This is a genomic window from Streptomyces sp. NPDC057002 (genome assembly GCF_042673825.1).
GTDB lineage: Bacteria > Actinomycetota > Actinomycetes > Streptomycetales > Streptomycetaceae > Streptomyces.
In genome coordinates this window covers 48,942-64,397 of the sequence record NZ_JBHURZ010000006.1, presented here as the reverse complement: position 1 = coordinate 64,397, position 15,456 = coordinate 48,942, and the positions used below count along the sequence as shown (strand labels likewise).

The following is a 15,456-nucleotide window of genomic DNA, read 5'->3' as shown; positions in this document are numbered from 1 at the left end:
CCGAGGGCGGCCCGTTGGCGCCCGGCGCAAACCACCCGTTCGTGCCATCCGCACACCACCCGCGGCGTGACGTTCACCGCCCTGCATGATGGACGTATGCGAGCAGTGGTGCAGAGGGTGGACGGCGCGAGCGTCGTCGTGGACGGCGAGACCGTGGGCGCGATCGAGGGCGAAGGGCTGTGCGTCCTGGTCGGTGTCACGCACGAGGACACCAAGGAGAAGGCGGCCCAGCTGGCCCGCAAACTGTGGTCGATCCGCATGCTGCACGACGAGAAGTCGTGCAGCGACATCGACGCCCCGCTGCTGGTGATCAGCCAGTTCACCCTCTACGGCGACGCCCGCAAGGGCCGCCGCCCCACCTGGAACGCCGCCGCCCCCGGCGATGTCGCCGAGCCGCTCGTCGACGAGGTGGTGGCCCAGCTGCGTTCCCTGGGCGCGACGGTGGCGACGGGCCGCTTCGGGGCGGCGATGCGTGTATCACTGACGAACGACGGCCCGTTCACCGTGCAGATCGAAATCTGACCCGAAAGATCTACAAGTCCTAACGGCGCAAGACTTACGGCTCGACGACGACTTCCTGGGCCGCTGCCGTGTCCCCGGCCAGCAGCCGGGCGTCCAGGGCCACGTTCCGCTTCACCAGCGCGAGGGCGACCGGGCCGAGCTCGTGGTGGCGTACGGAGGTCGTGATGAAGCCGATCTTCCGGCCGTCGGGGCCGTCGTCAGCGAGCCGGACATCGGTGCCGGCCACCGGCAGATGGACCTCGCTGCCGTCCAGGTGCAGAAAGACCAGCCGGCGCGGCGGCTTGCCCAGGTTCTGCACCCGGGCGACCGTCTCCTGCCCCCGGTAGCAGCCCTTCTGCAGGTGCACCGCCGAGCCGATCCAGCCCAGCTCGTGCGGGATGGTGCGGTGGTCCGTCTCGAAACCGAGCCGGGGCCGGTGCTGCTCCACGCGCAGCGCCTCGTAGGCCAGGATCCCGGCCGGCGGCCCGGCCTGCCCGGCGTACGCCTCCAGGTCGGCGCGCGGCAGGAACAGGTCCCGGCCGTGCGGCGTCTCGCGTACGGCGACGCCCTGCGGCACGTCGGCGATGGAGCCGGCCGGCAGATGCAGCACCGCGGTGTCGGCCGTGCGGTCGGCGACCTCGACCCGGTAGAAGAACTTCATCGACTCCAGGTACGCGATCAGCGCCTCCTGGGTGCCCGGCTCCACATGGGCCCAGACCGTCTCGCCGTCGTCGACGAGATACAGGGCGTGCTCGATGTGGCCGTTGGCGGAGAGGATCAGCGCTTCGGTGGCCCGGCCCACGGGGAGGTCGCTCATGTGCTGGGTGAGCAGCAGGTGCAGCCAGGCCAGCCGGTCCTCGCCGGTGACGGCGACGACCCCGCGGTGCGAGAGGTCCACGAAACCGGTGCCGTCGGCGAGGGCGCGCTGCTCGCGGAACAGGTCGCCGTAGTGGGCGGCGACGCCTTCGTCCACGCCCTCGGCGGGGACGGCGCCGGGCAGGGTCAGCAGGGGGCTCTTCATATACGTAAGCCTACGACTCGGTAGTTGAAGCCTTGAGTGTGCAGTCCCGGCACCGGCCGAAGATCGCGAAGTGCTTCATGTCGGTGTCGAAGCCGAACGTCTGCCGCAGCTTGTCGGTGAACTCGGCGGCCACGGAGACGTCCGCCTCGATGACGTTCTGGCAGTCACGGCAGACCAGGTGGAGGTGGTGGTGCCGGTCCGCGAGGTGGTACGTCGGCGCCCCGTGTCCCAGATGGGCGTGGCTGACCAGCCCGAGCTCCTCAAGGAGCTCCAGGGTCCGGTAGACGGTGGAGACGTTGACCCCCGACGCCGTCTTCCGCACTTCCACGAGGATGTCGTCGGGGGTCGCGTGCTCCAGGGTGTCCACGGCTTCGAGCACGAGTTGCCGCTGCGGGGTCAGCCGGTAGCCGCGCTGCCGCAGATCGCTCTTCCAGTCGGTGCTCACCACACCTCGAGTCTAGAACTACTTGAAGAAGGCGATGCCGTCGTCCGACATGTCGTCGGGGAGGGCCTTGGCCCAGCGCTCGACCTCTTCCGGGGTGACGACCTTCTTCAGATGGGCGGACATGTAGGGGCGCAGCTCGACCTCGGGGGTCTGCTTCTCGCCGACCCACATCAGATCGCTCTTGACGTAGCCGTAGAGCCGCTTGCCGCCGGTGTAGGGCTGGGAGGCGGCCGTGCGGGCGACGGCGTCGGTGACCAGGTCGATCTGGGGCTTCTGGTCGGCCAGCTCGCCGTACCAGATCTCGATGACGCCGTCGTCGCGGGTCATCGTCACCTCGACCTTGCGGTTCGCGTCGATGCGCCAGAAGCCGTGCTCGGACTCCAGGGGACGGACCTTGTTGCCGTCCTGGTCGAGCACCCAGGAGTGGGAGTGGTACTCCAGGAAGTCCCGGCCGTCGTGGGTGAAGGTGACCTCCTGCCCGAAGTTGCACTTCTCGGAGCCGGGGAAGTCGTGCACACCGGCACCCGCCCAGTTGCCGAGCAGGAAGACGAGCGGGACGAGGTCCTTGTGGAGGTCGGACGGGATCTCGATCATGGGAACTTCCTAGACGGGGGTCAGCGCTGGCCCTGGTACAGCTTCTTCACGGTCAGTCCGGCGAAGGCGAGGACGCCCACGGCGACCAGGACCAACAGGATTTCGAAGAAAAGCTCCACGGGGTGCTCCTTGAGCGGGGTGCGAATGGGTGCACAGGGCCGAGGCCAGCTTACGCGGGCGCCTTCGGCACTTCGATTCCGGACTAGGCTTCCGGCTATGGCGAAGAAGCTGGTGATCAAGGTGACGGCGGGGGCCGACGCCCCCGAGCGGTGCTCGCAGGCGTTCACGGTGGCGGCGGTCGCCGTCGCCAGTGGCGTCGAGGTCTCCCTGTGGCTGACCGGTGAGTCCGCCTGGTTCGCCCTCCCCGGCCGCGCCGCCGACTTCGACCTCCCGCACGCGGCCCCGCTGCCCGACCTGCTCGACTCGATCCTCGCGGCCGGCCGCGTCACGCTGTGCACGCAGTGCGCGGCCCGGCGCGAGATCACGGAGAAGGACGTCATCGAGGGTGTCCGCATCGCGGGCGCGCAGGTCTTCGTCCAGGAGGCCATGGCGGACGAGACACAGGCGCTCGTCTACTGAGCTACTGAGCCGCCTGCGCGGTGTCCGTCGCCCCCGTGTGGAGGCAGAACGGGTGGCCCGCCGGGTCCAGCAGCACCCGGACCCCGGCCTGCGGCTGGAACTCGGCGAGCCGCGCACCCTCGGCGACGGCCCGCGCGGACTCGCGCTCCAGGTCGTCGACCTCGATGTCGAGGTGGATCATCATCTGCTGCCGGTCCGGTGCGCTCGGCCAGGCGGGCGGCCGATAAGCGGGCTCGGTCTGGAAGGACAGCCCCGTGCCGCCGTCCGGCGGCCGGATGTGCACCCAGTCCTGCCAGTCCTCCCCGCGCCACACCCGCCAGCCCGGCAGCAGCCGTAGGTAGAAGGCGGCCAGCTCACGGGCGTTCGGCGCGTCCAGTGTCGCCGCCGTCAGGCGCATGGACCCCTCCCCCTGGTCGGTTCAGCCTCGGCGCTTCTTGCCGTCCAGCTCGTCCCACCACTCGTCGGACTGGGGATCCCCGGACGGGTCGTCCCACCAGCGGTCGTCGGGGCCCCGGCGGTTCGCGACCATCGCGGCGACGGGCGGGATGACCATGGCCACGACGCACATGCCGACGGCCACCGGGATGGACCAGAGGCGTACGACGCCCCAGGCCAGGACGAAGAGGGCGATGCAGCCGCCCATCATCGCGAAGTACGTGCGCCGCCGTCGTGCGTACATATGTCCAGCGTAGATCCGGGCAGCCCGAAGGGCCGCACCCCAGGTGTCCAACCCGCGGGGTGCGGCCCTTGGAGAACCTGTCGCCGTCAGACGGCGATCGCGACCTCCGCCAGTCCGCCCTGCTGGGCGACGACCGTGCGGTCGGCGGTGGCGCCGGGCACGAGGGCACGAACGGTCCAGGTGCCCTCGGCCGCGTAGAAGCGGAACTGTCCGGTCGCCGAGGTCGGCACCTCGGCCGTGAACTCGCCGGTCGAGTCCAGCAGACGGACGTAGCCCACCACGGGCTCGCCGTCCTTGGTCACCTGACCCTGGATCGTGGTCTCACCGGGCTTGATCGTCGAGGCGTCGGGGCCGCCGGCCTTCGCACCACACATGTCGTACTCCTGAAGAGGTCTGGAAAGGTCGGTCCGGTTCTTTACTTGTTGGCGCCGAGCTCGATCGGCACGCCCACCAGGGAGCCGTACTCGGTCCAGGAGCCGTCGTAGTTCTTGACGTTCTCCACACCGAGCAGCTCGTGCAGCACGAACCAGGTCAGCGCGGAGCGCTCACCGATGCGGCAGTAGGCGATGGTGTCCTTGGCCAGGTCGACGCTCTCCTCGGCGTAGAGCTCCTTGAGCTCGTCGTCCGACTTGAAGGTGCCGTCGTCGTTGGCGTTCTTGGACCACGGGATGTTCCGGGCACTCGGCACGTGGCCGGGGCGCTGGGACTGCTCCTGCGGCAGGTGGGCCGGGGCGAGCAGCTTGCCCGAGAACTCGTCGGGCGAACGCACGTCGACCAGGTTCTGCGAACCGATGGCCGCCACGACGTCGTCGCGGAAGGCGCGGATGGACGTGTTCTGGGCCTTGGCCTTGTAGTCCGTCTTCGGACGCTCGGGCACCTCGTCGCCGGCGACGAGCTCACGGGCGTCGAGCTCCCACTTCTTGCGGCCGCCGTCGAGGAGCTTGACGTTGTCGTGGCCGTACAGCTTGAAGTACCAGTACGCGTACGAGGCGAACCAGTTGTTGTTGCCGCCGTACAGGACCACCGTGTGGTCGTTGCCGATGCCCTTCTCCGACAGGAGCTTCTCGAAGCCCTCCTGCGTGACGAAGTCACGGCGCACCGGGTCCTGGAGGTCCTTGGTCCAGTCGATGCGGATCGCGTTCTTGATGTGGTTCTTGTCGTACGCGGACGTGTCCTCGTCCACCTCGACGATCGCGATGGTCGGGTCGTCCAGGTGCTCCTGAAGCCAGTCGGCGCCTACCAGGACGTCGCTGCGACTCATGCTCTTTCTCCTCCGGGGCAGTTACGGCGGGGCGTGCGAGGTATGCGGGCGCGCGCCCTGACGAGGGCGGCGCACGGGTGCCCTTGATCCAGGGCGGCGGGGATGCGCGCGTCGGAGCAGGCCGACGCGGTCGCTCAGAAGGTGCGACAGAGCATGGCGGCGACGCGGCACAGGTCTACTGCCCGCCGCTTCGTGAGATCCGCCTGTCGCTTCATGCCGTCGATCGTAGGGACGGCAGGGTGCGCGTGTCACCGGTGTGTCGCATATTGAGACGCAAAGATCCGCCATATGGGATCAGCGACCTGTCCGTGCGTCTCCCGCACGGTTCCGGCCGGCCTGTATTCGCCATCACATCTACGCTACGGACTGCGCCGTCTCGCCCACCGGACAGCCCTGGTCGATGCGGCCGCCTCGCGCCTTCCCTACCCGGCGAGTCGGACGTCGGAACCCTTCACCGTGATCTCCACGCCGTTCGGCGCAGCCTGGACCTTGTCCAGCTTGATGCCGCCGGGCAGTCCGTCGATCTTCTGCTGGAAGTCGGTGATGGCCCGGACGCGGGACTCGGCGATGTCGACGCCGCCGAACTTGGGCAGGCCGTCGGCCTTCACCCGCACCTCGCCGTCGACCACCGTCACCGAGCTGAGCACGGAGACCGGCTCGGGCAGCTTGGTGCCGAGGACGGTGGCCTCGACGGTGACCTTGATCTTGCCGTTGCCGCCGTCGGAGAGGCCGACGACGTTGGCGGTGACGCCCGGGGCGACCTGGGTCGGCTCGGACTTCGCCGTCTTCAGCAGTTCGTCGTAGGCGATGGTCGCGGTTCCGGTGGCGCTGGTGGCGGTGGCGGAGCTGTAGTCGCCGGAGAACTCGACGCCCTGCATGTCGGCCCTGAGGTCGTCGATCCGGATCTTCTGGCCGCCGTTGCCCGCGGCGGCCTCGTAGTCCTGGATGCCGACCTCGATGTCGTCCAGGGAACCGCCGGCGACCTGGGTGAGGAACGGGAAGCCCTTGATGGAGACGTCGGGGGTCGCCGAGAGGTTCTCCGTCGTCTTCAGGCGGTCGGCGGCCTCGTCCTCGGCGAAGTTCACCGCGACGCGGTCGGCGATCACGAAGAGCCCGCCCAGGATCACGACGACGATCAGCAGTATTCGCAGTGCGCGCATGCGGTGTTTTCCCCCACCTCGGCGGTTGGACGGCGGTCCGGTCCCTGACGACCGGGTGGCCGTCCAAGCGTGAGAGTAACTCCGTGAGATGTGGGCGCCCGGGATTTGTCGATCATCTGTGACAGGCGCTCAGCGAACTTGTGCGTCAGGCCAGAGCCCGCCCCAGCACGTACACCGCCGGGGCCGCGGCCGACAGGGGAAGGGCGACTCCCGCCGTGAAGTGGACGAAGCGGGAGGGGTAGTCGTAGCTCGCGACCCGGTGGCCGATCAGGGCGCAGGCGCCCGCGCCCGCTCCCAGCAGGGCGCCCGGCGTGCCGAGGCCCGTCATCGCGCCGGCCGCGACGCCCGCGCCCGCCGCCGCGAGCAGCGCCACCACCACGGACGCCGGCGTCGGCAGCGGCAGGGCGCGGGCCAGGACCGCGACGGCCACCGCGACCGCACCGACCGTCACCGCGTCCGCGTCGGCCGCGAGATAGCCGCCCGCGACGATCGCGAGAGCCGCCGCCGCGACCGTCGCCATCAGGCCGTACATCCGCTCGTCCGGGTCGGCGTGCGAGCGCAGTTGCAGGACGAGGGAGAGGAGGACCCAGACCCCGAGCGTGCCCAGGATCGCCGACGGCGAGCGGTCCGACACCAGCAGCGCCGCGTCCGCGGCCAGCGCCCCCGCGAAGCCCAGCGCGATGCCCTGCCGCGCCGGCCACATCCCGTTCAGCCGGAACCAGCCCGCGGCGGTGACGGCCTGGAGGGCGACGAGGGGAACCAGCAGCGCGTACGTGCCGACGGCCGCGGCGCCCGCCAGCAACAGCCCGAGCAGTGCCGTCAGCGCGGCCGGCTGCATCCCCGGCTCTATGACCGGCGACCGCCCCTCCGCCCGCGCCCGCTGCGCGTCCGTGACACGCGTGTTCCCGCCGACGGTGGCGGGGCCGTACCCGGAATCGGGAGCGGGGGTGTCGGGGACCGCCTCGGGGGCCGGAGCCGCGTACCCCTGCGGCGGCAGATACGCCGTCTCCTCCGCCGCCGTCACCGGCTGGTGCGTCTGCGTCTCCCAGGTCTGCCCCTGCCACTGCTGCGTGTACTGCGAGTGCTGGGGGTGCTGGGGGTACTGCTGGGCGGCGTACGGATCGTCGTACGGCTGCTGCGCGGGCCACGCCTGCGGCTGCTGCCCGTAAGGGTCGTAGCCCTCGTGCGGCTGGTTGCTCATCGTCATCCTCCTGCGAACGGCGGGAGCACCTCGACCGTGCCGCCGTCGGCCAGCCGTACCGTCTCATGTCCGCGGGTGCCCACGGGGTCACCGTCGACGAGGAACGAGCATCGCCGCAGGACACGCTCGAGTTCGCCGGGGTGTCGCTCGCGCACCCCGTCGAGCGCCTCGGCGAGCGTGACCGCCTCGTACGGCTCCTCGGCCACCCCGGCCGCGGCCTTGGCGGCGGCCCAGTAGCGCACCGTGACCTTTGGCATCTGCTTCCTCAATCGCTCGTCGGTGAACTCCGTCAGGCTAGCCCGCCCGGCCGACGGCCCAGTCCGCGATGCGCGCCAGCAACGCGTCGTCCGCCGCGTTCTCGGCATGCCCCATACCCGGCTCCAGCCACAGTTCGCCCTGGTCACCCGCGGCCGCGGCCAGCATGCGGGGGTGGTCGAGCGGGAAGTAGCCGTCGGCGTCGCCGTGCACGATCAGCAGGGGCGTGGGCGCGATCCTCGCCGCCGCCTCCACCGGGGAGAGGGGGACCGGGTCCCAGTCCCGGTGGTGGATGCGCGTACCGAAGCCGTACCGGCTCACCGCCCGCCCCTCGGGCCGTGTCACCAGCCAGTGCAGCCGGCGCATGGGCGCCGTCCCCCGGTAGTACCAGCGGGCGGGCGCGCTGACGGACACCACCGCGTCCGTGCCCGCCTCGTACAGCGCCGCGTACCGCAGCACCACCGACCCGCCCATGGAGAACCCCACCGTCGCCACGCGCGCGTGCCCGAGTTCCCGGGCCCACCGCACGGCCACCGCCAGGTCGAGCACCTCCCGGTCCCCGACCGTGGACCGCCCGCCGGACGCCCCGTGACCCCGGAAGGAGAAGGTGACGACGGCCCCGTACCGGGCGAAAACCTCGGCCACCCGCCGCACGTGCGGCCGGTCCACGGCACCCGTGAAGCCGTGCGCGACGACGAACACGGGATGAGCGGAAGGCGTCCCGGAGACGTCGTATACAGCGGTACCCGGGTCGTATACGGCGTCGATCGTCACGCCGTCGGCAGTGCGCAAAAAAGTCCGCGCCGGAGTCCGCACGGGCGTTCTGCCGCTCGTCTCGGAGTTCGGACGAACGGTGGAACGCGCCACATGACCTGCCCGACCAGAGCTCATGTGGGCTATTCTGCTGGGCAGAGGACTCGGGCAGCGACGCCCCCGGGTCCTTTTGTGCTTTCGGAAGCGTTGTATACGAAGCGGGAAACCGCAGGTGTACGGGCCTTCGGGATCGCAGAGCTGTGCTGTGCCAACAAACGTCCTCGCAGGGACCGAGGAGGAACCAGACATATGAGTTCTCTGCTGCTCCTGACCAACGCCCTCCAGCCGTCGACGGAGGTGCTCCCCGCCCTCGGCCTGCTCCTGCACAACGTGCGAGTGGCCCCCGCGGAGGGCCCCGCCCTCGTCGACACCCCGGGTGCCGATGTCATCCTCGTCGACGGCAGGCGCGACCTGCCGCAGGTCCGCAGCCTGTGCCAGCTGCTGCGCTCGACCGGACCGGGCTGTCCGCTGATCCTCGTCGTCACGGAGGGCGGCCTGGCAGCCGTCACCGCGGACTGGGGCATCGACGACGTCCTGCTCGACACCGCCGGCCCGGCGGAGGTCGAGGCCAGGCTGCGGCTGTCCATGGGACGGCAGCAGATCGTCAGCGACGACTCCCCGATGGAGATCCGCAACGGCGACCTGTCCGTCGACGAGGCGACATACTCCGCCAAGCTCAAGGGCCGGGTCCTCGACCTCACCTTCAAGGAGTTCGAGCTCCTGAAATACCTCGCCCAGCACCCCGGCCGCGTCTTCACCCGCGCCCAGCTGCTGCAGGAGGTCTGGGGCTACGACTACTTCGGCGGTACGCGCACGGTCGACGTCCACGTACGACGGCTGCGCGCCAAGCTCGGGCCCGAGCACGAGTCGCTGATCGGCACCGTCCGGAACGTCGGTTATCGATTCGTTACGCCGGAGAAGGTGGAGCGCGCCGCCGAGGAAGCGAAGGCGAAGGCGGCCAAGGCAAAGCAGGACACCGCGGACAAGTCGGCCGCCCTGGATGCCGTCGAGGCCCGCGCGAAGGCGTAAAGAGGCGTATTGCGGTGCCCACCTGGGCATCGCTTTCCGCGAGGGTGTCTCCGGACGGCGATCGGGATATCGTACGGAACCTCCTTTACGCCCTGCCCAGAGCCGGTATATCCGCGTAGACTCCGCGCGTGGCCAAGGTGACTCGGGATGATGTGGCGCGGCTGGCAGGGACTTCCACTGCCGTGGTCAGCTATGTCATCAACAACGGACCCCGGCCGGTCGCCCCGGCCACGCGCGAGCGTGTACTCGCCGCGATCAAGGAACTGGGGTACCGGCCCGACCGCGTGGCCCAGGCCATGGCGTCCCGGCGTACGGATCTCATAGGCCTGATCGTGCCGGACGCGCGCCAGCCCTTCTTCGGGGAGATGGCGCACGCGGTCGAACAGGCCGCGTCCGAGCGCGGAAAGATGGTGCTCGTCGGGAACTCCGACTACATCGGCGAGCGCGAGGTCCACTATCTGCGGGCCTTCCTGGGCATGCGCGTCTCGGGGCTCATCCTCGTCAGCCACGCGCTCAACGACCTGGCGGCCGCCGAGATCGAGGCCTGGGACGCCCGGGTCGTACTGCTGCACGAGCGGCCCGAGGCCATAGACGACGTCGCCGTCGTCACGGACGACCTGGGCGGCGCCCAGCTCGCCGTACGCCACCTGCTGGAGCACGGCTACGAGTACGTGGCCTGTATGGGCGGCATAGCGGAGACCCCCGCGGTCGGCGACCCGGTCTCCGACCACGTCGAGGGCTGGCGCCGCGCGATGGACGAGGCCGGCATCTCCACGGAAGGCCGCCTCTTCGAGGCCCTCTACAACCGCTACGACGCCTACCAGGCCGCCCTGAAGATCCTCTCCGGCCCCGAGCGCCCGCCCGCGATCTTCTGCTCCACCGACGACCAGGCGATCGGCCTGCTGCGGGCGGCGCGCGAGCTGCGGATCGACGTCCCCGGCGAGCTGGCGGTGGCCGGGTTCGACGACATCAAGGAGGCGGCGCTCACCGACCCGCCCATGACGACGATCGCCTCCGACCGTTCGGCGATGGCCCGCGCGGCGGTGGACCTCGTCCTCGACGACGGCCTGCGGGTCGCGGGGGCGCGGCGGGAGCGGCTGAAGGTGTTCCCGTCCAGGTTGGTGACGCGGCGGTCCTGCGGCTGCGCGTAGCCTCCGGCGACCGGCGGCAGGGCGTCTTTATATCGGGCATACGAGGTTCTGTCGGGCTTCTCAGGGAGCACTCAGGCAGCTCTCATGGTCGGGCGACAAGCTCAGTTCCATGACCGAGAGCTTCCGCAGTGGCGAGTACCAGAACCCTTACGAGGGTCAGCAGCAGGCCCCGGTGAACCCCGAGTGGCCGCCCCCGCCGGCGCACGCCCCGGCTCCTGCTCCGCACGCTCCGAACGCTTCGATGAAGCGCCGCCGTGGCCCCGTCGCCCTGCTCGCCGCAGTGGCGATCGTCGCCGCGGCGATAGGCGGCGGCACCGCCTACGGCATCCAGGAGCTGACCGGCAACGACACCGTCGCCTCCAGCTCCACCAGCACCAACGTGGTGCCGTCCAGCCAGAAGGGCACGGTCTCCGGGGTCGCCAAGGCGGTCAGCCCGAGCATCGTCGAGATCAGCGCCGACTCCAACGCCGGGTCCTCCACCGGCTCCGGCGTGATCATCACGGGCGACGGCGAGATCATCACCAACAACCACGTCGTCGCCGGTGCCTCGCAGATCAAGGTGACGACCGACGACGGCAAGTCCTACACCGCCAAGGTCGTCGGCACCGACAGCAAGAAGGACCTGGCGCTGATCAAGCTGGAGAACGCCTCCGGTCTGAAGACCGCGACACTCGGCGACTCGGCCGGGGTGGGTGTCGGCGACCAGGTCGTGGCGATCGGCTCCCCCGAGGGCCTGACCGGCACCGTCACCAGCGGCATCATCTCCGCCCTCGACCGGGACGTCACGGTCTCCACGGACGAGAGCCAGGGCCAGGAGCAGGGGCAGGGGCAGCAGGGCGGCGAGTGGCCGTTCGAGTTCGGCGGCCGGGAGTTCAACGGCGACACCGGCTCGGACACGACGACGTACAAGGCGCTCCAGACCGACGCGTCCCTCAACCCGGGCAACTCCGGCGGTGCGCTGATCGACATGAACGGCAACATCATCGGGATCAACTCCGCGATGTACTCGGCGGCGGGCGCGTCCTCCTCCGCGGCGGCGGGCAGCGTGGGCCTGGGCTTCGCCATCCCGATCAACACCGTCAAGGCCGACCTCGCCACGCTGCGGGCCGGCTCCACCGAATGAGCTCGTCGAGCGAGTAGACCGAGTAAGGAGTACGGCGATGATCCAGCAGATCGCGCACACGGAGTCCGGCGGCGATCCGGCAGCGGTCGGACTGGCCCTGTCGGTGGCGTACGAGCTGCACGCGCCGACGGGCCGGGCACCGGAGGTGGCGGCGGCGACGGCCAAGGCGGCCCGGCGGGCGGGCCGGGCAGCCGCCCGACGCCGCACCGCACGGGCCTGACGCTCCTCCCGGCACCGCCCGTGCTCGTGCGAGGCTGAGAGCGTCAGACCGCCCCGCCCCTCCCCTTCACACCCGAGGACCCCGAGCCCATGAGCCCCGCAGACGGCGACCGTGACCCCCAGCGCATCCTGATCGTCGACGACGAGCCGGCGGTACGCGAAGCACTTCAGCGCAGTCTCGCCTTCGAGGGGTACGGAACCGAGGTCGCCGTCGACGGCGCGGACGCGCTGGTGAAGGCCGAGGCGTACCGGCCCGACCTGGTCGTCCTCGACATCCAGATGCCCCGAATGGACGGCCTGACCGCCGCGCGCCGCATCCGCTCCACCGGCGACACGACGCCCATCCTGATGCTCACGGCCCGCGACACGGTCGGCGACCGGGTCACGGGCCTCGACGCGGGCGCCGACGACTACCTGGTCAAGCCCTTCGAACTGGACGAACTCTTCGCCCGCATCCGTGCCCTGCTCCGCCGCAGCTCCTACGCGGCGGCCGTGGGCGCGGGCAACCCGGCCGACGAGGACGCTCTCACCTTCGCCGATCTGCGCATGGACCTCGCGACGCGCGAGGTCACCCGGGCCGGCCGCCATGTGGAGCTGACCCGCACGGAGTTCACGCTGCTGGAGATGTTCATGGCACACCCGCGCCAGGTCCTCACGCGGGAGCAGATCCTGAAGGCGGTCTGGGGCTTCGACTTCGAGCCGTCGTCGAACTCCCTCGACGTCTACGTCATGTACCTGCGCCGCAAGACCGAGGCGGGCGGCGAACCGCGCCTCGTGCACACGGTGCGCGGTGTCGGATACGTACTGCGGCCGGGCGGCGCGGAGTGAACAAGGTCGTACGCCGGTTCCGCTCCCTGCCGATCCGGTCCCGACTGGCGCTGCTGGTGGCGGCGGCGGTGGCGTTCGCGGTGGCGGCGGTGTCGGTGACGTGCTGGTTCATCGTGCAGGGGAAGTTGTACGACCAGGTGGACGGGGACTTGAGGTCGTCGTTCCGGACCATCCAGGCCGACGACTTCGACGCGTTGACGAAGACGTGTCCCCAGAAGCCGTCCAGCACACTCGGCGGGGCACCTCGGCCGCAGACCTACGCGCAGGTGGTCAGGTCCGACGGCAAGGTCTGTCTCTTCAGCAACCTGATGCCCCAGGTCAAGGTCACGAACACGGACAAGGACGTGGCCAAGAACCCGGACCCGGAGGTTGCCAAGCTGCGCAACGGCACCGACAGCGACGGCAATTCGGTACGTGTGCTGACCACGGCCGTGGTCGTGAAGAACGGCCCGTTCCAGCAGGGCGTGGCCGCCGACTACGCCCTGGTCATCGCGGTCCCCCTCAAGGGAACAGAGTCCACGCTCAACGAACTGGCGCTGATCCTGCTGCTGGTCTCGGGCGTAGGGGTGTTCGGCGCGGGAGCGGCCGGCCTCACGGTCGCCAGGGCGGGCCTCCGCCCGGTGGACAAACTCACGGAGGCCGTCGAGCACGTGGCCCGCACGGAGGACCTGGACATCCGCATCCCGGTCGACGACGCGAGCGACGACGAGGTGGCCCGCCTGTCCCGCTCCTTCAACTCGATGACGTCGGCCCTGGCCAGCTCCCGAGAACTCCAGCAACAGCTCATCGCGGACGCGGGCCACGAGTTGCGCACACCGCTCACCTCATTGCGTACCAACATCGAACTGCTCACCCGCAGCGAGGAGACGGGCCGCCCCATCCCCGAGGCGGACCGCAAGGCACTCCTGGCGTCGGTGAAGGCACAGATGACGGAACTGGCCGCACTCATCGGCGACCTACAGGAACTCTCCCGCCCGGACACGGGCCAGCACTCGGGCCGTACCCAGATCGTGGCCTGGCACGACACGGTCGAGTCGGCGCTACGGCGAGCGCGGCTACGCGGCAGCCCCGAGCTGACGATCACGGCGGACGTCCGGCCCTGGTTCGTCCGCGCGGAACCCTCCTCCCTGGAACGGGCGGTGGTCAACATCCTCGACAACGCGGTGAAGTTCAGCCCGGAGGCCGGCACGGTCGAGGTGCGGCTGGTGGCCGGTGTGCTGTCGGTCCGCGACCACGGCCCGGGCATCCCCGCCGACGAACTCCCCCACGTCTTCGACCGTTTCTGGCGCTCCCCGAGCGCACGGGCGCTGCCGGGCTCGGGCCTGGGCCTGTCGATCGTGGCCCGTACGGTGCAGCAGGCGGGCGGCGAGGTGTCCCTGTCCCACGCGGAGGGGGGCGGCACGGTGGCGACGGTACGACTGCCGGGGGCGGCTGTGCCCCCACCAGAGGACCTGCCCTCGTCCTGAGGTCGGGGGTGGGTCGGCTACAGCACATCGAACGAAACGGTCGGGGCCGCCCGCTTCTTCGCCAGTGTCGTGCTTCCACGAGCCGAGTAAAGGGCGCTCCGCGTCGCCTTCGGCGATGGCCCTCCGGGCCACCCTTGACTCACCTCGCTCCAGCACGAGTGAGAAACGAGCGAACGGCCCGAAAAGGCGGGTGGCCAGGGCAGACGGCCCCTTCGGTCCGCCAGTCGGCCGCTCGGCGATGCGGGGCGCATCGGGCGGAGTGGCGGCACGCCGGGTGGGCTCGGCGGCTTGCGGTGGTGTGATGCGAGGAAGTGGAGCATTTGCGCCACGGCTAACCCTGCCCACCTGTGCTCATGCGCTCCCCAGTGGTCCGAAACGCTCCACTCACTGCCTCGAGCCCCCTCCCAGCGCTCACCCACCCACTCACCGATCGCCGCTAAGCCCACCCGGCGTGCCTGCGAGGCGCGACCGCGCACGTCAACGCCGGTCAGCGAGGCAACGGGCCGAAGACCGCAAACGGGCCTGGCCACCCGCCTTTCCAGCACGACACTGCCAAAGAAGCGGGCGGCCCCGGCAGTTACTTGGTGACGTGCGTACGGATCAACGCCTAAAGGCTGTCCGCAACTGCGGGAGCGTGAGGAACGGCCCCGGCTTCGTGGACATCAGAGGAAGAGAAATTCGACGTCCTTCGCGACGCAGAGGTCTGATCTGCTGGAGACACCTCACAAGGGCCGGATCATGATCCTAGAAGCCGCCGCAAGGCGAGCAGAGTCGTTCACCCTCCTATTCAATGCCTGCAACACCACAAATAGGCAACTTCGCTGGAAAATGAGGCGAATGCAACCAAGATACCGTGACCCAAAAATCGTGACGCGCTTCACATCCCATACGGAGCGTGAGCGGAATATATCACTCCGTCGCCCGACTTGCCCCCTTAATCCCATTCTTAGATAACCGCGAATACATCAGAGAGTCGCCAGCGGTAAGCGAGGCTTGACCGGCGAAGTGCCGAAAACACTGGCCGAGAATGAACTCCCGGTATACAGTTCTGATCACCGCCGGGAATTGTCCATCGCATTGCATGTCTGTGCGACGACAGGATTCGCGCGCCATGGATAGGGGGTTCCTGCG

The 15,456-nt window shown here is 69.8% G+C and carries 20 protein-coding genes; 8 read left to right on the top strand and 12 right to left on the bottom strand.

The window, feature by feature from the left end; translation table 11 throughout:
- Nucleotides 1-96 precede the first annotated feature (96 nt).
- Nucleotides 97-522, top strand: a complete 426-nt coding sequence (dtd, locus tag ACFT32_RS28430) for a D-aminoacyl-tRNA deacylase (RefSeq protein ID WP_030242984.1) — start codon at nt 97-99, stop codon at nt 520-522.
- 34 nt (nt 523-556) lie between these two features.
- On the opposite strand, the gene ACFT32_RS28425 is transcribed toward dtd, so the two are convergent.
- The 3 genes from ACFT32_RS28425 to ACFT32_RS28415 are packed head-to-tail and all read right to left on the bottom strand — an operon-like array spanning nt 557 to nt 2,561.
- Complete coding sequence (locus ACFT32_RS28425; RefSeq protein WP_382494858.1) at nt 557-1,522, bottom strand: YgfZ/GcvT domain-containing protein; 966 nt, start codon at nt 1,520-1,522, stop codon at nt 557-559.
- 10 nt (nt 1,523-1,532) lie between these two features.
- Nucleotides 1,533-1,970 carry a Fur family transcriptional regulator gene (locus ACFT32_RS28420; protein WP_215120573.1) on the bottom strand — a complete coding sequence of 146 codons (438 nt, stop codon included), beginning with the start codon at nt 1,968-1,970 and terminating at the stop codon, nt 1,533-1,535.
- Between the two features lie 15 nt (nt 1,971-1,985).
- Nucleotides 1,986-2,561 carry an FABP family protein gene (locus ACFT32_RS28415; RefSeq protein ID WP_382494855.1) on the bottom strand — a complete coding sequence of 192 codons (576 nt, stop codon included), beginning with the start codon at nt 2,559-2,561 and terminating at the stop codon, nt 1,986-1,988.
- Between the two features lie 216 nt (nt 2,562-2,777).
- Here ACFT32_RS28415 and ACFT32_RS28410 point away from each other — a divergent pair, with 216 nt between their 5' ends.
- Nucleotides 2,778-3,140, top strand: a complete 363-nt coding sequence (locus ACFT32_RS28410; protein ID WP_382494852.1) for a DsrE family protein — start codon at nt 2,778-2,780, stop codon at nt 3,138-3,140.
- Between the two features lies 1 nt (nt 3,141).
- On the opposite strand, the gene ACFT32_RS28405 is transcribed toward ACFT32_RS28410, so the two are convergent.
- From ACFT32_RS28405 to ACFT32_RS28365, 9 genes are all read right to left on the bottom strand, one after another.
- Nucleotides 3,142-3,537 carry a VOC family protein gene (locus tag ACFT32_RS28405; protein ID WP_382494850.1) on the bottom strand — a complete coding sequence of 132 codons (396 nt, stop codon included), beginning with the start codon at nt 3,535-3,537 and terminating at the stop codon, nt 3,142-3,144.
- Between the two features lie 21 nt (nt 3,538-3,558).
- Entirely contained in the window at nt 3,559-3,819 is a 261-nt protein-coding gene (locus ACFT32_RS28400) for a DUF3099 domain-containing protein (protein ID WP_382494847.1), read from the bottom strand.
- A gap of 86 nt (nt 3,820-3,905) precedes the next feature.
- Complete coding sequence (locus tag ACFT32_RS28395; protein ID WP_003991226.1) at nt 3,906-4,193, bottom strand: DUF1416 domain-containing protein; 288 nt, start codon at nt 4,191-4,193, stop codon at nt 3,906-3,908.
- Between the two features lie 41 nt (nt 4,194-4,234).
- Nucleotides 4,235-5,080, bottom strand: a complete 846-nt coding sequence (locus ACFT32_RS28390) for a sulfurtransferase (RefSeq protein WP_382494844.1) — start codon at nt 5,078-5,080, stop codon at nt 4,235-4,237.
- A gap of 134 nt (nt 5,081-5,214) precedes the next feature.
- Complete coding sequence (locus ACFT32_RS28385) at nt 5,215-5,295, bottom strand: putative leader peptide (RefSeq protein WP_350310325.1); 81 nt, start codon at nt 5,293-5,295, stop codon at nt 5,215-5,217.
- Nucleotides 5,296-5,502: 207 nt separating this feature from the next.
- Nucleotides 5,503-6,240, bottom strand: a complete 738-nt coding sequence (locus ACFT32_RS28380) for a DUF2993 domain-containing protein (RefSeq protein WP_382494842.1) — start codon at nt 6,238-6,240, stop codon at nt 5,503-5,505.
- Between the two features lie 145 nt (nt 6,241-6,385).
- Nucleotides 6,386-7,441 carry a hypothetical protein gene (locus ACFT32_RS28375; RefSeq protein WP_382494839.1) on the bottom strand — a complete coding sequence of 352 codons (1,056 nt, stop codon included), beginning with the start codon at nt 7,439-7,441 and terminating at the stop codon, nt 6,386-6,388.
- A gap of 2 nt (nt 7,442-7,443) precedes the next feature.
- Nucleotides 7,444-7,698, bottom strand: a complete 255-nt coding sequence (locus ACFT32_RS28370; protein WP_234845559.1) for a MoaD/ThiS family protein — start codon at nt 7,696-7,698, stop codon at nt 7,444-7,446.
- A 37-nt stretch (nt 7,699-7,735) separates the two neighbouring features.
- A complete protein-coding gene (locus tag ACFT32_RS28365; protein WP_382494836.1) occupies nt 7,736-8,587 on the bottom strand; it encodes an alpha/beta hydrolase in 852 nt (283 codons plus the stop codon).
- Nucleotides 8,588-8,758: 171 nt separating this feature from the next.
- Here ACFT32_RS28365 and ACFT32_RS28360 point away from each other — a divergent pair, with 171 nt between their 5' ends.
- The 6 genes from ACFT32_RS28360 to ACFT32_RS28335 all read left to right on the top strand — a co-directional run bounded on the left by ACFT32_RS28360 (nt 8,759) and on the right by ACFT32_RS28335 (nt 14,325).
- Nucleotides 8,759-9,538: a winged-helix domain-containing protein gene (locus tag ACFT32_RS28360; RefSeq protein ID WP_382494833.1), complete on the top strand. Its 780-nt coding sequence runs from the start codon at nt 8,759-8,761 to the stop codon at nt 9,536-9,538.
- Between the two features lie 128 nt (nt 9,539-9,666).
- Nucleotides 9,667-10,689: a LacI family DNA-binding transcriptional regulator gene (locus ACFT32_RS28355; protein WP_189729498.1), complete on the top strand. Its 1,023-nt coding sequence runs from the start codon at nt 9,667-9,669 to the stop codon at nt 10,687-10,689.
- 109 nt (nt 10,690-10,798) lie between these two features.
- The gene (locus tag ACFT32_RS28350; protein WP_382494830.1) at nt 10,799-11,812 is read left to right on the top strand and encodes a S1C family serine protease; all 1,014 of its coding nucleotides are present in this window, start codon (nt 10,799-10,801) and stop codon (nt 11,810-11,812) included.
- A 37-nt stretch (nt 11,813-11,849) separates the two neighbouring features.
- Complete coding sequence (locus ACFT32_RS28345) at nt 11,850-12,032, top strand: hypothetical protein (protein WP_382494827.1); 183 nt, start codon at nt 11,850-11,852, stop codon at nt 12,030-12,032.
- A gap of 89 nt (nt 12,033-12,121) precedes the next feature.
- Nucleotides 12,122-12,859, top strand: a complete 738-nt coding sequence (locus tag ACFT32_RS28340; RefSeq protein WP_382494824.1) for a response regulator transcription factor — start codon at nt 12,122-12,124, stop codon at nt 12,857-12,859.
- Nucleotides 12,856-14,325 (top strand): sensor histidine kinase, encoded by a 1,470-nt coding sequence (locus ACFT32_RS28335; protein ID WP_382494822.1) that lies wholly within the window; start codon nt 12,856-12,858, stop codon nt 14,323-14,325. The genes ACFT32_RS28340 and ACFT32_RS28335 overlap by 4 nt, the downstream gene beginning before the upstream one ends.
- The last annotated feature ends 1,131 nt before the right edge of the window (nt 14,326-15,456 follow it).

Bases quoted from the DNA above. Each gene is read 5' to 3' on its own strand.
- dtd (WP_030242984.1), top strand. From the start codon at position 97: ATGCGAGCAGTGGTGCAGAGGGTGGACGGCGCGAGCGTCGTCGTGGAC.
- ACFT32_RS28425 (WP_382494858.1), bottom strand. From the start codon at position 1,522: ATGAAGAGCCCCCTGCTGACCCTGCCCGGCGCCGTCCCCGCCGAGGGC.
- ACFT32_RS28415 (WP_382494855.1), bottom strand. From the start codon at position 2,561: ATGATCGAGATCCCGTCCGACCTCCACAAGGACCTCGTCCCGCTCGTC.
- ACFT32_RS28410 (WP_382494852.1), top strand. From the start codon at position 2,778: ATGGCGAAGAAGCTGGTGATCAAGGTGACGGCGGGGGCCGACGCCCCC.
- ACFT32_RS28405 (WP_382494850.1), bottom strand. From the start codon at position 3,537: ATGCGCCTGACGGCGGCGACACTGGACGCGCCGAACGCCCGTGAGCTG.
- ACFT32_RS28400 (WP_382494847.1), bottom strand. From the start codon at position 3,819: ATGTACGCACGACGGCGGCGCACGTACTTCGCGATGATGGGCGGCTGC.
- ACFT32_RS28395 (WP_003991226.1), bottom strand. From the start codon at position 4,193: ATGTGTGGTGCGAAGGCCGGCGGCCCCGACGCCTCGACGATCAAGCCC.
- ACFT32_RS28390 (WP_382494844.1), bottom strand. From the start codon at position 5,080: ATGAGTCGCAGCGACGTCCTGGTAGGCGCCGACTGGCTTCAGGAGCAC.
- ACFT32_RS28385 (WP_350310325.1), bottom strand. From the start codon at position 5,295: ATGAAGCGACAGGCGGATCTCACGAAGCGGCGGGCAGTAGACCTGTGC.
- ACFT32_RS28380 (WP_382494842.1), bottom strand. From the start codon at position 6,240: ATGCGCGCACTGCGAATACTGCTGATCGTCGTCGTGATCCTGGGCGGG.
- ACFT32_RS28375 (WP_382494839.1), bottom strand. From the start codon at position 7,441: ATGAGCAACCAGCCGCACGAGGGCTACGACCCTTACGGGCAGCAGCCG.
- ACFT32_RS28370 (WP_234845559.1), bottom strand. From the start codon at position 7,698: ATGCCAAAGGTCACGGTGCGCTACTGGGCCGCCGCCAAGGCCGCGGCC.
- ACFT32_RS28365 (WP_382494836.1), bottom strand. From the start codon at position 8,587: ATGAGCTCTGGTCGGGCAGGTCATGTGGCGCGTTCCACCGTTCGTCCG.
- ACFT32_RS28360 (WP_382494833.1), top strand. From the start codon at position 8,759: ATGAGTTCTCTGCTGCTCCTGACCAACGCCCTCCAGCCGTCGACGGAG.
- ACFT32_RS28350 (WP_382494830.1), top strand. From the start codon at position 10,799: ATGACCGAGAGCTTCCGCAGTGGCGAGTACCAGAACCCTTACGAGGGT.
- ACFT32_RS28345 (WP_382494827.1), top strand. From the start codon at position 11,850: ATGATCCAGCAGATCGCGCACACGGAGTCCGGCGGCGATCCGGCAGCG.
- ACFT32_RS28340 (WP_382494824.1), top strand. From the start codon at position 12,122: ATGAGCCCCGCAGACGGCGACCGTGACCCCCAGCGCATCCTGATCGTC.